This is a genomic window from Modestobacter sp. L9-4 (assembly GCF_019112525.1).
Classification (GTDB): domain Bacteria; phylum Actinomycetota; class Actinomycetes; order Mycobacteriales; family Geodermatophilaceae; genus Modestobacter.
On the sequence record NZ_CP077800.1, the window covers coordinates 3,678,705 to 3,692,503 of the forward strand.

Annotated in this window: 13 protein-coding genes; 10 read left to right on the plus strand and 3 right to left on the minus strand. The window is 74.2% G+C overall.

Annotation, left to right across the window (positions count from 1 at the left end):
• Positions 1-22 precede the first annotated feature (22 nt).
• From KUM42_RS17440 to KUM42_RS17450, 3 genes are all read left to right on the plus strand, one after another.
• Positions 23-877 (plus strand): helix-turn-helix transcriptional regulator, encoded by an 855-nt coding sequence (locus KUM42_RS17440; RefSeq protein WP_237493788.1) that lies wholly within the window; start codon positions 23-25, stop codon positions 875-877.
• 94 nt (positions 878-971) lie between these two features.
• Positions 972-1,376 (plus strand): hypothetical protein, encoded by a 405-nt coding sequence (locus KUM42_RS17445; protein WP_237493789.1) that lies wholly within the window; start codon positions 972-974, stop codon positions 1,374-1,376.
• Between the two features lie 185 nt (positions 1,377-1,561).
• Positions 1,562-1,963, plus strand: coding sequence for a DUF3224 domain-containing protein (locus tag KUM42_RS17450; protein ID WP_237493790.1), 402 nt, complete (start codon positions 1,562-1,564; stop codon positions 1,961-1,963).
• Positions 1,964-2,060: 97 nt separating this feature from the next.
• Here the strand turns inward: KUM42_RS17450 and KUM42_RS17455 are convergent, their stop codons facing one another.
• Together KUM42_RS17455 and KUM42_RS17460 are read right to left on the minus strand one after the other, a co-directional pair.
• Positions 2,061-2,924: a GGDEF domain-containing protein gene (locus tag KUM42_RS17455; protein WP_237493791.1), complete on the minus strand. Its 864-nt coding sequence runs from the start codon at positions 2,922-2,924 to the stop codon at positions 2,061-2,063.
• A 247-nt stretch (positions 2,925-3,171) separates the two neighbouring features.
• The gene (locus KUM42_RS17460; RefSeq protein ID WP_237493792.1) at positions 3,172-3,627 is read right to left on the minus strand and encodes a VOC family protein; all 456 of its coding nucleotides are present in this window, start codon (positions 3,625-3,627) and stop codon (positions 3,172-3,174) included.
• Positions 3,628-3,843: 216 nt separating this feature from the next.
• On the opposite strand from KUM42_RS17460, the gene KUM42_RS17465 reads away from it, so the two are divergent.
• Together KUM42_RS17465 and KUM42_RS17470 are read left to right on the plus strand one after the other, a co-directional pair.
• Positions 3,844-4,614 carry a hypothetical protein gene (locus KUM42_RS17465; RefSeq protein ID WP_237493793.1) on the plus strand — a complete coding sequence of 257 codons (771 nt, stop codon included), beginning with the start codon at positions 3,844-3,846 and terminating at the stop codon, positions 4,612-4,614.
• A 55-nt stretch (positions 4,615-4,669) separates the two neighbouring features.
• Complete coding sequence (locus KUM42_RS17470) at positions 4,670-7,111, plus strand: excinuclease ABC subunit UvrA (RefSeq protein WP_237493794.1); 2,442 nt, start codon at positions 4,670-4,672, stop codon at positions 7,109-7,111.
• A gap of 7 nt (positions 7,112-7,118) precedes the next feature.
• On the opposite strand, the gene KUM42_RS17475 is transcribed toward KUM42_RS17470, so the two are convergent.
• Complete coding sequence (locus KUM42_RS17475; RefSeq protein ID WP_237493795.1) at positions 7,119-7,919, minus strand: IclR family transcriptional regulator; 801 nt, start codon at positions 7,917-7,919, stop codon at positions 7,119-7,121.
• 185 nt (positions 7,920-8,104) lie between these two features.
• Here KUM42_RS17475 and KUM42_RS17480 point away from each other — a divergent pair, with 185 nt between their 5' ends.
• From KUM42_RS17480 to KUM42_RS17500, 5 genes are read left to right on the plus strand one after another with little or no spacing between them, the layout of a single operon-like run.
• Positions 8,105-8,914, plus strand: a complete 810-nt coding sequence (locus KUM42_RS17480) for a VOC family protein (RefSeq protein ID WP_237493796.1) — start codon at positions 8,105-8,107, stop codon at positions 8,912-8,914.
• Positions 8,911-9,864 carry an aldo/keto reductase gene (locus KUM42_RS17485; protein ID WP_237493797.1) on the plus strand — a complete coding sequence of 318 codons (954 nt, stop codon included), beginning with the start codon at positions 8,911-8,913 and terminating at the stop codon, positions 9,862-9,864. The genes KUM42_RS17480 and KUM42_RS17485 overlap by 4 nt, the downstream gene beginning before the upstream one ends.
• A gap of 15 nt (positions 9,865-9,879) precedes the next feature.
• Positions 9,880-11,268: a GH1 family beta-glucosidase gene (locus KUM42_RS17490; RefSeq protein WP_237493798.1), complete on the plus strand. Its 1,389-nt coding sequence runs from the start codon at positions 9,880-9,882 to the stop codon at positions 11,266-11,268.
• The gene (locus tag KUM42_RS17495) at positions 11,265-12,470 is read left to right on the plus strand and encodes a mandelate racemase/muconate lactonizing enzyme family protein (RefSeq protein ID WP_237493799.1); all 1,206 of its coding nucleotides are present in this window, start codon (positions 11,265-11,267) and stop codon (positions 12,468-12,470) included. Before KUM42_RS17490 ends, KUM42_RS17495 begins: the two co-directional genes overlap by 4 nt.
• Positions 12,467-13,792: a hypothetical protein gene (locus tag KUM42_RS17500; protein ID WP_237493800.1), complete on the plus strand. Its 1,326-nt coding sequence runs from the start codon at positions 12,467-12,469 to the stop codon at positions 13,790-13,792. Before KUM42_RS17495 ends, KUM42_RS17500 begins: the two co-directional genes overlap by 4 nt.
• The last annotated feature ends 7 nt before the right edge of the window (positions 13,793-13,799 follow it).

Sequence of the window (13,799 nt, forward strand, 5' to 3'; positions counted from 1 at the left end):
GTGCAGCCGCGATCATCACCCCGTGACGGTCTCCAGGCGCACCGAGCTCGCCGACTTCCTGCGCACCCGCCGGGAGCGGGTGACCCCGGACGACGTCGGGCTGCCCAGCGGTGGACGGCGGCGCACGCCGGGCCTGCGCCGGGAGGAGGTCGCCCTCCTCGCCGGGGTCGGCGTCACCTGGTACACGTGGCTGGAGCAGGGCCGGGACATCAACGTCTCGGTGCAGGTGCTCGAGGCGATCGCCCGCACGCTGCGGATGGACACCCAGGAGCGCTGGCACCTCTTCCAGCTCGCCGGGGTCACCGTCGTCGCGCCGGCCGCGAAGAACTGCGAGGTCGTGGGGGAGGCGGCCCAGGCGGTCCTGGACCAGCTGGACCCCTTCCCGACGGTGGTGCTCTCCCCGCGGTACGAGATCCTCGGCTACAACCGCGCCTTCAACGCGCTCGGCGGCGACCTCGACTCGATCGACCCGGGCCAGCGCAACCAGCTCTGGTTGTTCTTCACCCACCCCTACTGGCGCGACGTCTGCCTCAACCGCCGTCCGGAGGCGGGGGCACACCTGGTCGCCAACCTCCGCGCGGGGCTCGCCGCGCACCTCGACGACCCGCTGTGGACCGAGCTGGTCCGCCGGCTGCGCGAGGCGTCGCCGGAGTTCGAGACGCTGTGGCGCCGCCACGACGTCATGGACCGCGGGATGCCGGCCAAGGACTTCCGCTCACCCGTCGGCGACCTGCACCTGGAGCTGCAGCGGTTCCAGGCCGGGGAGCTGTCCGGTGGCGCGCGGATGATGGTCTACACGCCCCGGGACGAGGTCACCCGGGCTCGACTCCACCAGCTGGTCGCCCACGACGTGGGCCAGCGACTGCACGCGGTCTAGCTGTCCTGCGGGCAGGCGGCGGGTCGGCGGTCGCTCCGGCGACGCCGACCACGACCGGTCGCACACGACCCCACCTCCAGCGAGAAGAGCCCTGATGCCCGCGTTCCCCTGGACTCCCCACGGCCCGCTCGACCCCTCCCGCGAGTACCTGGTGCTGGCCACGCGCTTCACCGTGACGCACCACCGCCACCTCCCTGGGGTGCTGCGTGCGACGCAGGAGCTGTGGCAGGGGATCGGGGCCTCGGCCGGCCTGGCCGGCCACACCGCCCGGGCCGACCTCGTCCGGGCGACGCTGTCGACCCTGTCGGTGTGGGGTGACGCCGACGCCCTGCGCGCCTTCGTCCGCGGCCCGGCACACACGTCGGTGGTGGACGCCACCCGGCACCGGATGAGCGCCAGCACCTTCGCCAGCTGGAGCGAGCTGGGAGCCGCGCTCCCGCCGGTCTGGGCCACAGCGGACCGGGCCCTGGCCGAGGCCTCGCAGCAGCAGGGCCCCTGACCCAGGGACGGCGCGGCCGCGGCCCGGCCCCGCGCGTGGTCAGCGCTCCGACCTCCGAGCCGGCGACGACGCCCCCGTGAGATGCACCGGCTGCGCGGCGCAGCCACAGTTCGTGGGCGGGCACTCGCCGTCCACTGCGGGGAGCGAGCAGACTCCTCCCTCACCCGGTCGATGAGGAGAGCGTCATGCCGTTCGTGGAGGTCCGCTTCGAGGTGACCGGCTGGGAACCGGACCCCTCACCCCTGGAGCTCGGCGACGCCGGCCCCGTGGCCTTCGGCCGGGCCACGCTGCGCAAGAAGTTCACCGGCGCGCTCGCCGGCACGAGCGTCGTGTCGATGACCTCGGCCGGGGTGGGCGAGGCGCCGGTCGGCTACTCGGCTCTCGAGCTGGTCACCGGCGCGCTCGACGGGCGTGCCGGCACCTTCGTCCTGCAGCACAGCGGCGTGGTCGACGACGGCGCTCCCTCGCCGTCAGGGGTGGTGCTCCCCGGCACGGGGACCGGTCAGCTGTCCGGACTGCGCGGCACGTTGACGATCGAGCACGACGAGTCCGGCCCCGTCCTGCACCTGGACTACCGGCTGCCCTGACCGAGGGCGCACCTCGTGGCACCCGTGGAGGTCCCCGGCCCGCCACCATCGCTCCAGGCGGTCCGGCCCCAGCGCCAGGACGCGGCGCGCGAGCGGGTCAGGTACGGCGGCGCTTGCGGCGGTACATCGACTGGTCGGCCATCGCCAGGACGTGGTCCGGGTCGTCGCCGGGACGGCCGTGGGCGCCACCGATGCTGACGCTGAAGGGCAGCGAGGCGGTCGCACCCTGCAGGGGGAGACCCATCCCGGCCCGGGCCCGGTCGACCAGTGCCGCCAGCTCCGACGCGGCGACGTCCGGCACCAGCACGACGAACTCGTCGCCGCCGAAGCGCGCGACCAGGTCGTCGGGTCCGGCGAGCTCGAGCAGCCGGGAGGCGACCTCCACGAGCAGCTGGTCACCCCGGGCGTGGCCGTGTTGGTCGTTGACCGCCTTGAAGTGGTCGATGTCGCAGAACAGCAGGGCGCAGCCGGGCCCGATGCCCGGGGCCAGCTGCTTTTGCAGGGCGTCGAACAGGACGCCGCGGTTCCAAGTGCCGGTGAGGGCGTCGGTGGTGGCCCGGCGCTGCACGAGGGCCTCGCGCTGGCGCTGCTCGGTGACGTCGATGGCCACCACGGCGATGCCGTGCGGCCGGCCGGTCTCGTCGGTGACCACGCTGTTCTGCATGGACACCCGCCGCCGGACGCCGTCACCGCGGAACCAGGTGCCCTCGTCGAGGAAGGACGCCCCGCCGATCAGCGCCGCGCCCACGGCCTGCCGCGCCCGCGGGATGTCCTCCGGGGTCACGTAGACCTCCCAGAACAGGCGGCCGAGCAGCTCGCTCTCCGGCTGGCCGGTGAAGGCCTGCATGGCGGGGTTGGCGAGCAGGATCCGGCCGTCCTCACCGATCAGCATGACCAGGGCGGTCGTCGCGTCGACGATGGCGCGCGTCAGCTCCCCGGTCGGCGTCACGGTTGCTCCCATGCCCATCCATCGGCGTGGAAGCGGCCGAACCGGTCTCGTTCGCGCGTCCGGTCACCCGGCCGGGTGACCGCGTCGCATCGACCGGTCCGGCTCTCCGGCCGGCGGCACGGGGTCCCGGGCAGCGCAGGTCACCGGGGTGGCGCCCGGTCGCGGGCGGCCGACCACGACGACGACCGCCACGACGGCCCTGCGCGAGGGGTCCGGCCGGCTCGTGGTGCGGGTGGCACCACGAGCCGGCCGGACGGACTCAGACGCCGGCGCCCTGCGCGGCCGGCTCGGCGTCGGGCTGCGCTGCGGCCGGGTCCGTCCACATGACCTGCCAGCCGTGGCCGTCCAGGTCGAAGAAGCTGCGCGAGACCATGAAGCCGAGGTCCTCGAGGGGGTCCGCCTCGACGGCGCCGGCCGCGAGCGCGGTGTCGACGACCCGGTCGACGTCCTCCCGGGCCGGGACGTCGAAGGAGTACAGCGCCAGCGCGTGCGTCCTCGGGTCTGCCATCGGCAGCTTCGAGTGTTGCGCGAAGGTCTCGTGACTCCCCAGCATCACGCTGGCCTGCTCGCCGACCTGCATGCAGGCGGCGCCCTCGCCGGAGAACCTCTCGTCGAAGGTGAAGCCGAGCGCGGTGAAGAACGCCCGGCTGCGCGCGACGTCGGCCACGGGCAGGGTCACGAAGAACATGCGCCCGGGATGGGCGGGGGTGGTCACGGTGGGTCTCCCGTCAGCGGTGCGAGTGGGTACGTCGGGGTGGACCCTCCCGGACGACGGAACTCATCGGTGACCGCCGGGGTCCCGGAACGGACGGCCGCCGCGCGCACAGCCGGCGCCCAGCGCGCGCACCGGGCGGCGACCCGCGCCAGGACGGCGTCCTGGCGTTCCGCTGCGCCGCGTGATCGACTCCGCGGCGACCGGACGGGGGCGGGGATGACGACACAGGACTGGTGGCCCGGTGCGGCCGACCACGAGGACGACAGCGCGCCGCCGTCCCGGTGGACCCGGTGGCTGGGCGTCGGCGCGGGCACCGTCGCGGTGGTGGTCGCACTGACCGCCGTCCTGATCGGCGTGCACCACCTCACCCAGGCACCCGAGGCCGCAGCCGCGCCGCCGCCCCCAGTGCGGACCGTGGACGCCGCCCCGCCGCCCCCGGTGAGCACGACGGTGGTCCACGTGGGGCTGACCGACCCGGGCCCGCCCGGCAGCCCGGCGCTCGCCGACCTGGTCGTCGACACGAAGCCGCTGGAGGGCACCGTGGCGCCGGACCGGGTCCCGCACTTCGACACCTGCCAGGCCGACGGGTCCGTGCTGCAGTACCTGCCCGTGGTGATCGAGGCGCCGGTGGCCGCGGTGCACGGCACCTTCACCGTCGAGCCCACGGCGGGCACGCCCCCGCTCCCGGGTCGGCTCGGCTTCTTCTTCCAGGCGGGCCGGGCCAGCACGCCGTGCCCTGGGGGCGTGTGGTCGCCCTCGGACAGCTTCCAGGCCGGGAACTACGAACAGCCCCGCATCACCGGGTACGTCGTGCTGGACCAGGCGTTCTCCGCAGCGACCCCCAAGGGGCGCAGCGACGTGTTCCGCACCCTGCAGCTGCGGGTCTCCGGTCTCCAGGTCGGCAAGCGGCCGGTCACCCTCGGGCCGCTCACCGTCGGTTCACTCTGCCCGGGGACGACGGACCAGCTGTGCGTCCCGCTGGGCTGATCCCGCGGAACGGCCCGGGTGCTGCCGGCGCGAGGGCGGAGGTCAGGCTGGGGCCGTGATCGACGAGCGGGCTGACTCCTCCGTCCGGGTCCGCGGGGCCCGGGAGCACAACCTGCGCAACGTCGACGTCGACGTCCCGCGCGACGCCCTGGTGGTCTTCACCGGCGTCTCCGGCTCGGGGAAGTCCTCGCTCGCCTTCGGCACCATCTACGCGGAGGCGCAGCGCCGGTACTTCGAGTCCGTCGCCCCCTACGCCCGCAGGCTCATCCAGCAGGTCGGCGCCCCGGTCGTCGACGAGATCACCGGCCTGCCGCCCGCGGTCGCGCTGCAGCAGAGCCGCGGGGTGCCCAGCAGCCGCTCCACCGTCGGCACCGTCACGACGCTGTCGAACTCGCTGCGGATGCTGCTCTCCCGCGCGGGCAGCTACCCGCCGGGCGCCGAGCGGCTGGACTCCGACGCCTTCTCGCCCAACACCGCCGCCGGCGCCTGCCCGGAGTGCTCGGGCCTGGGCCGGGTGCACGTGGTCACCGAGGACACCCTGGTGCCCGACCCCTCGCTCAGCATCCGGGACGGCGCGATCGCCGCCTGGCCCGGCGCCTGGTACGGCAAGAGCCTGCGTGACATCCTCGTGGAGCTCGGCCACGACGTCGACCGGCCGTGGCGGGACATGCCGCAGGCCGAGCGCGACTGGATCCTGTTCACCGACGAGCAGCCCGAGGTCACCGTGCACCCGGTGCGCGGCGTCGACCAGGTGCAGCGCGACTACCAGGGCCGCTACACCGGCGCCCGCGCCTACGTGCTGCACACCCTCGCCAACACCAAGAGCCCGACGATGCGCCAGCGGGCGCTGCGGTTCGTGCGCACCTCGCCCTGCCCGGTCTGCGGCGGGCGCCGGCTGCGGCCGGAGTCCCTGGCCGTCACCTTCGCCGGGCGGGACGTCGCCGAGCTCGCCGCCCAGCCGCTGACCGCGCTGGCCGAGACCCTCCGGGCATCGGGGGCCGAGGGCGAGGTCGCCGTCCGGATCACCACCGACCTCGTCGCCCGCATCGAGGTGCTCACCCGGCTGGGCCTGGGCTACCTCAGCCTCGACCGGACGACGCCCACGCTGTCGCCGGGGGAGCTGCAGCGGCTGCGGATCGCCACCCAGCTGCGGTCGGGTCTGTTCGGCGTCGTCTACGTCCTCGACGAACCGTCCGCGGGGCTGCACCCGGCCGACGCCGAGCCGCTGCTCGACGTCCTGGACGCCCTCGTCGCGGCCGGCAACTCGCTGTTCGTCATCGAGCACGACATGGCGCTGGCCCGCCGCGCCGACTGGATCGTCGACGTCGGCCCGCTCGCGGGGGAGCGGGGCGGGAGGGTGCTCTACAGCGGCCCGGTCGCCGGGCTCGCCGAGGTCGAGGAGTCGGTGACCCGGCCGCACCTCTTCGACACCGAGCGGCCCGCCGTCCGGACCCGGCGGGAGCCCACCGGCTGGATCAGGCTGCTCGGCGTCGACCGGCACAACCTGCGCGGCGTGGACGCGGACTTCCCGCTCGGCGTCTTCACCGCGGTCACCGGCGTCTCCGGGTCGGGGAAGTCGACGCTGGTCAGCCAGGTGCTCGCCGACGTCGTCGCCCAGCACGTCGGACCCCAGCCCGACCCCGAGTCCGACGACGACGCCCCGGACGACGACGCGGTCGCCCCGGTGCGCGCCGAGGGGCTGGACGCCGTCGACCGGCTGGTGCGGGTGGACCAGAAGCCGATCGGGCGCACCCCGCGGTCGAACCTGGCCACCTACACCGGCCTGTTCGACGCCGTCCGCAAGCTCTTCGCCGCCACCGACGAGGCCCGGGCACGCGGCTACGGCGCCGGCCGGTTCTCCTTCAACGTGGCGGAGGGGCGCTGCCCCACCTGCCAGGGCGAGGGCGTCGTCGCCGTCGAGCTGCTCTTCCTGCCCGGCACCTCCGCGCCCTGCCCGACCTGCCACGGCGCGCGCTACAACGCCGAGACGCTGGAGGTCACCCACCGCGGCAGGAACATCGCCGAGGTGCTCGACCTGACCGTCGAGGCTGCCACCGGGTTCCTCGCCGACCTGCCGTCGGTGGTGATGAGCCTGCGCACGCTGCAGGAGGTGGGGCTGGGCTACCTGCGCCTGGGGCAGCCGGCGACCGAGCTGTCCGGCGGGGAGGCGCAGCGGGTCAAGCTGGCCAGCGAGCTGCAGCGCGCCCGGCGCGGGCACACCCTCTACCTGCTCGACGAGCCGACCACCGGGCTGCACCCCGCGGACGTGGCGCTCCTGATGCGCCAGCTCCACCAGCTCGTCGACGCCGGCAACACCGTCGTGGTGGTCGAGCACGACATGGACGTCGTCGCGGGTGCGGACCGGGTGCTCGACCTCGGACCAGGGGCCGGGGACGCCGGTGGGCGGATCGTCGTGGCCGGCACGCCCGAGCAGGTGGCTGAGGCGCCGGAGAGCCGGACGGCCGGCTACCTGGCAGGACGGCTGCCCGGGCGCTGAGGCCGGCTCAGCGCACGCCGGCCCGGCGCAGTGCGGACTCCAGGCCGACGGCGGTGCGCTCCAGCACCGCCGACACCCGGCCGAGCTCCTCGTCGGTGGCCAGCGCCAGGGGCAGCGAGCAGCTGATCGAGTCGGTGGCCGGGATCCGGTAGCCGACTGCGCGGGCGACGCAGCAGATGCCCTCGGAGTTCTGCTCCCGCTCCACCGCGACGCCCGCAGTGCGCGCCCGGCCGACCGCGGCGGTCAGCTCGGCCCGGTCCACCACCGAGTGCGGCGTCAGCGGGGTGAGCTCCGCGGGCACGACCCGGTCGATCTCGGCCTCCGTGCGGTCGGCCAGCAGTGCCAGGCCCAGTGCGGTGAGGTGTGCGGGCAGCACCCGGCCGACCCGGGACACCAGCCGCGCCGGGGCGGTCGCCTCGCGGGTGGCCAGGTACAGCACGTTCGACCCGTCGAGCCGGCCGTAGTGGGAGGTGTAGCCGACCTCGGTGCGCAGCGACTCGATCGCCTCGATGCCCAGCGGCAGCGCCGGGTCGCGGTCGAGGTAGGCGGTGCCGCAGATCAGCGCCCGCGGGCCGATGCCGAACCCGGCGCCGGCCTGCTCCACCCAGCCGGCCTGGGTCAGCGTGCGCAGCAGCACGTGCAGGCTGGACTTCGGGATCCCGCTGCTGACGGCGAGCTCGGCCAGGGTGGGCCGGTGCTCGGACGCGGCCAGCATCTCCAGCAGCCGCACCGAGCGCTCGGCCGACTTCACCATCTGCGGCCCGGCAGCAGCGTCCTCCGTCGGGGCGGTCGTCGGCGCGGTCTCCATCGCCCCAGGATGGCAGGCCGTCCGTCGTCCGTCCACGTACGTGGACGCGTCCAGCCGGTGCTTGACAGTTCCGTGACCTGGCTCATAGCGTCGGCGGTGCGGACGGGCCCGCTCCTCGCGCACCCGCACCGTGCCCCGGCCGCACCGTCGCGACCGGGGACGAGGCCCGGAGAGGACGCACCGACGTGCAGCCACACCCCATCCAGTTCGTCGACCTGACCGTCCGCGACCTGGCCCGCTCGGTCGACTTCTACCGCACCCACCTGGACCTGGTGCCCCTCGAGACGGCCGAGCCCGGGCAGGCGTGGCTCTCCGCCGGGCCCGGCGTCCTGCGGCTGACCGAGGCCGGCTCGGCGGGGGTCGACAGCGGCTGGTCGCCCGACGACACCTCGCGCGGCTTCCGGCACGTCGGGTTCAAGGTCGGTGACCTCGACGAGCGGGCCGCCCGCCTCGACGACGCCGGGGTGCGGTTCCACAAGCGCCCCAAGGACGTCCCGGGCGGGGTGCACATCACCTTCTTCTTCGACCCGGACGGCACGCTGCTCGAGTTCGTCCAGGGCCGGCTGCAGTACGACCGGGTCGTCGACCAGGGGCTGGTGGACGCCGAGCACGCCCGGCCCACGCCGACCACCCCACGGTTCGACCACGTGGCGATCACCGTCGCCGACCCCGCCCGCTCGGTGCAGCTCTACCGCGACCAGCTCGGCTTCGGCGTCGCCGGGCAGCTGGTCCGCGCCGACGACCCCCGCGGCTTCGAGATCACCTACCTGCACGCCGGCGACAGCGTCCTGGAGCTCTTCGCCTACGGCATCGACACCACCGCCGGCCCGGACACCACCCAGCCCGGCCTGCTCGGCTTCGGGTCGATCGGGCTCACCGACGACGACCCGGCCGGACTCACGTCCCGGCTCGTCACCGCCGGTGCGGCAGCCGTGGGCACAGACCGCGTCGTCGACGCCGACGGGCTCGTCGTCTCCCTGCAGGCCGACCGGTGACCGACCTGCCCGCCGACTGGCTGCGCCCGCTGGGCAGCACCGGGCTCACCGTCTCGGCCCTCTGCGCCGGTGGCGGTCCGCTGGGCAGCATGCCGGGCAACTTCGGCTACGAGGTGCCGGCCCAGCAGGGCGTCGACACCGTGCTGCGCGTGCTCGAGGGGCCGATCCGCTTCCTGGACACCTCCAACAACTACAGCGGCGGCGACAGCGAGCGCCGGATCGGGGCGGCGCTCGCCCAGGCCGGTGGTCTGCCCGAGGGCTTCGTGCTGGCCACCAAGATCGACCGCGGGCCGGGCAACGACTTCTCCGCCGCCCGGGTCCGCCGCTCGATCGCCGAGAGCCTCGAGCGCCTCGGGCTGGACCGCATCGAGCTCCTGTTCCTGCACGACCCCGAGCACATCAGCTTCGAGGAGGGCATGGCCGAGGGCGGGCCCGTGCGGGAGCTCGTGCGGCTGCGCGAGGAGGGACTGGCCGCCCACATCGGCGTGGCCGGCGGGCCGGTCGACCTGATGCGCCGCTACGTGGAGACCGGGCTGTTCGAGGCGCTGATCACCCACAACCGGTTCACCCTCGTCGACCGCTCGGCCGACGAGCTGCTCACCGTCGCCGCCGACCGCGGCCTGGGCGTGCTCAACGCCGCGGTCTACGGCGGCGGCATCCTCGCCCGGGGCGCCGCGGCGACCACCCGGTACGCCTACAAGGAGGCGCCCGCCGAGGTGGTGGACGCCGTCCGCGCGATCGAGGCCGCCTGCGCCCGGCACGGCGTGCCGCTGGCCACCGCGGCCGTGCAGTTCTCCACCCGCGACCCCCGGGTCACCTCCACCGTCGTCGGCTTCTCCCGGCCCGAGCGGGTCGCCGACGTCGTCGAGCAGGCGAGCCAGCCGGTGCCCGACGAGCTGTGGGCCGAGATCGACGCCCTGGTGCCCAGCAGCACCCACTGGCTGTACTGAGTCGAGGAGACCGACGTGAGCGAGCCCCTGACCTTCCCCGCCGGCTTCCGCTGGGGCACGGCGACCGCCAGCTACCAGATCGAGGGCGCCGTCGGCGAGGGCGGCCGCGGGGTGTCCATCTGGGACACCTTCGCCGCCACCCCCGGCACGATCACCGACGGGTCGTCGGGCGCGGTCGCCGACGACCACTACCACCGCTACGCCGAGGACGTCGGCCTGATGGCCGAGCTCGGCACCGGCACCTACCGCTTCTCCTTCGCCTGGCCGCGGCTGCAGCCCACCGGCAGCGGCGCGCTGAACCCCGAGGGCGTCGCGTTCTACGACCGGCTGCTCGACGAGCTGCACGGCCGGGGCATCGCGCCGTGGGCCACGCTCTACCACTGGGACCTGCCGCAGACCCTCGAGGACGCCGGTGGCTGGCCGGCCCGCGACACCGCCGCCCGGTTCGCCGACTACGCCGTGGCCGTGCACGCCCGCTTCGCCGACCGGGTCCCGGACTGGACGACGCACAACGAGCCCTGGTGCTCGGCCTTCCGCGGGTACGCCGGCGGCCAGCACGCCCCCGGCCGCCGCGAGCCCGGTGCCGCGGTGCACGCCGCCCACCACCTGATGCTGGGTCACGGGATGGCGGTGCAGGCGATGCGCGCGGCCCGCCCGGACCTGCGCTACGGCATCACGCTCAACCTCTACCCGACCGACCCGGCCACCGACTCGGCCGCCGACGCCGACGCCGCGCGGCGGGTCGACGGCATCTGCAACCGGCTCTTCCTCGACCCGCTGCTGCGCGGCGCCTACCCCGCCGACGTCCTCGACGACGTGGCGCCGGCGGCCGGACGGGACTTCGTGCAGGCCGGGGACGAGGAGCTGATCGCCCAGCCGCTGGACGTGCTGGGCGTCAACTACTACAGCCGGCACGTGGTGCGGGCCCGCACCGGCCCGGACGACGAGGGCCGCGGCGACACCGGCTGGGTGGGTGCCGAGCAGGTGGTGAAGGTGGGCACCGGCCGCCCGCGGACGCACATGGGCTGGGAGATCGACCCCGACGGGCTGGTCGACGTCCTGGGGTACGTCTCCACGAGGTACGACGCCCCGCCGCTGTACGTCACCGAGAACGGTGCGGCCTTCGACGACGTGGTGAGCGAGGACGGCGCCGTGCACGACCCCGAGCGCACCGCCTACCTGGACGGCCACTTCCGCGCCGCTCTGCGCGCCATCGCCTGCGGGGTGGACCTGCGCGGCTACTTCGTCTGGTCGCTGCTGGACAACTTCGAGTGGGCGTTCGGGTACACCCGCCGCTTCGGCCTCGTGCACGTCGACTACGACACCCAGCGGCGCACCGTGAAGGACAGCGGCCGCGGGTACGCCCGGGTCACCGCCGCCAACGCCGTGCCGGCGGACCGATGAGGATCACCGGGCTCAGGTGCGCGCTGCTGGGGGCCAACCCCACGGTGCGGATCACCACCGACGAGGGCATCGACGGCTTCGGCCAGGTCGAGGCCTACAAGCCGTGGCTCAAGCCGATCGTGCTGCACTACGAGCCCTACATCCTGGGGCAGGACCCCACCGACGTGGAGCGGGTCATGCTGCGCATCCGGCGGATGGGCGCGGCCAAGCCGTGGGGGAGCGCGGTCAGCGCCATCGAGATGGCGCTGTGGGACCTGGCCGGCAAGGCCGCCGGACTCCCCGTGTACAAGCTGCTGGGCGGCAAGGTGCGCGACCGGGTGCGGGTCTACAACGGCGGTGTCCGCGCGCCGATGACCGGCTACGACCCGGAGGACTACGCGGCCGCGGCGGCGTACATGAAGGCCGCGCCCGAGGGCTTCACCATCGTCAAGGAGGGCATCGGCTTCCACGGGCCGATGGCCGCCTCCACCCCCGGCTTCTTCTACGGCGACCCGCGCACCGGGCCGCCGCACCCCGACGCCGGCGTGCTCACCGAGCGGGGGATGGCGCACGCCGTGGCCTGCGTCGAGGCGGTCAAGGAGGTGCTCGGCGACGGCATCGGCCTGGCGCTGGACTGCGGACCGGGGTGGAGCGTGGCCGACGCCGTCCGCTTCGCCCGGAAGGTGGAGCACCTGGACCTGATGTGGCTGGAGGACCTGCTGACCGGTGACTACACGCCCTACACCGACGCCGGCACCTACCGGGACGTCACGATGAGCACCACGGTCCCGATCCACACCGGCGAGCAGCTGTACCTGCGGCAGAACTTCATGGAGCTCATCGAGCGCCGCGCGGTGCGGGTGATCGGGCCCGACCCCGCCGACGTCGGCGGGCTGGCCGAGCTCAAGTGGATCGCCGAGCACGCCGACCTGCACGGCATCTCGATCGCCCCGCACGGCGTCTGGGACGGGCTGATCGGCCTGGCCGCGCACGTGCAGGTCGGGGCGACCCTGCCGTCGAACTTCATCGCCTTCGAGTACCCGGTGGCCAGCCCGTCCTGGTGGTACGACGTGGTCGAGGGGCTGCCCGACCCGATCGTGGTCGACGGCCACATCGAGGTGTGGGACCGACCGGGCCTGGGGGTCACGATCAACGCGGAGGCAGCACGGGAGCACCTCGCCGAGGACGACCGCGACTTCTTCGACACCCCGGTGACCCGGTGACCCCGGCCCTGCTCCCGGTCCACCTGGACGACGAGCCGGCCGAGGCCTACTGGACGCAGCTGCGGCACCTGCAGCGGCTGGCCGGCGACGCGGTGACCTGGCTGCCGGGGCAGCACGTGCGGGACGCCGTTCCCGCCGACGCCGCGGCGGTGGTGGTGCCGGACATGAACGGCCGGGCCTACCGGATGGTCGAGGAGTTCCGCCGCATCCCGGTGCCCGTCCTGCTGGTGACGTCGGAGTTCGGCACCGTCTCCATGTGGGACTGGGAGATCCGCGACTTCCTGCGCCGCCGCGGCGTCGACACGGTCGCCCCCACGTCGCTGGAGGAGTTCACCGACGTCTGCCGCGCGCTGCAGACCAAGGAGAACTTGGCCAGCGGGGTGATGCTGGCCTACCAGGACGACCTGGGCGCGGGGAAGCAGCCGGACATCTTCAAGCGGTTCTTCTGGTGGGAGGACAGCTGCGTCGAGGCGCTCACCGACACCTTCGGCGTCACCGTCGAGCGGCGCAGCTACCGCGAGCTCGCCGCGCGGGCCGCGGCCGTGTCCCCGGCCCGGGTGGCCGAGCACGTGGCGCGGCTGGGCAGCTCGGTGCCGATGGTCGGGGTGAGCACGCCGGCGCGGGACGCGGCGCTGCAGCTCTACGTCGCGCTGTCCGACGAGCTGGACGAGACCCCGGGTGTGATCGCGGCCGGGATCAACTGCCTCAACGAGTCGGCGACGTCGAACACCACCCCGTGCCTGGCCTGGAACCTGCTGTTCGAGGAGCGCGGCCTGATGTGGGGGTGCGAGGCCGACCTGACCTCGATGATCACCCAGTACCTCACCTACGAGTCGCTGCGCGTGCCGGTGATGATGAGCAACCTCTACCCGTTCCTGATGGGCGGGGCGGCGCTGCAGCACGAGCGGATCCCGTACTTCCCCGACGTCGCCGACCCCCAGGACTGCGTGCTGGCTGCGCACTGCGGCTTCTTCGGGGTGGTGCCGCAGTCGTTCGCCACGGAGTGGACGGTGCGCCCGCGGGTGCTGGAGATCGTCGACCCGAACGCCCACGCCCTCGACGCCCGCTTCGCCACCGGGGCCACCACCATCCTCAAGCTGGCGTCGACGATGGACACCGTGACCCTGGCCAGTGCCCGGCTGGACGACTACGCGCAGTACTCCGACTCCGACTGCCTCAACGGCGCCGTGCTGCGGGTCGCCGACGGACCGCGCTTCGTCGAGCGGCTGCCCTCGCACCACGCGGTGCTGGCCACCGGCGACCTGACCCGCCGCTTCGAGGTGGTCGCCGCGGTGCTCGGGCTGGCCGTCGAGCGGATCTGAATCCGGC

What these genes read in the sequence shown, in the direction of transcription:
- KUM42_RS17495 (WP_237493799.1), top strand. Translation starts at nt 11,265, where the DNA reads ATGAGGATCACCGGGCTCAGGTGCGCGCTGCTGGGGGCCAACCCCACG.
- KUM42_RS17455 (WP_237493791.1), bottom strand. Translation starts at nt 2,924, where the DNA reads ATGGGAGCAACCGTGACGCCGACCGGGGAGCTGACGCGCGCCATCGTC.
- KUM42_RS17465 (WP_237493793.1), top strand. Translation starts at nt 3,844, where the DNA reads ATGACGACACAGGACTGGTGGCCCGGTGCGGCCGACCACGAGGACGAC.
- KUM42_RS17450 (WP_237493790.1), top strand. Translation starts at nt 1,562, where the DNA reads ATGCCGTTCGTGGAGGTCCGCTTCGAGGTGACCGGCTGGGAACCGGAC.
- KUM42_RS17475 (WP_237493795.1), bottom strand. Translation starts at nt 7,919, where the DNA reads ATGGAGACCGCGCCGACGACCGCCCCGACGGAGGACGCTGCTGCCGGG.
- KUM42_RS17445 (WP_237493789.1), top strand. Translation starts at nt 972, where the DNA reads ATGCCCGCGTTCCCCTGGACTCCCCACGGCCCGCTCGACCCCTCCCGC.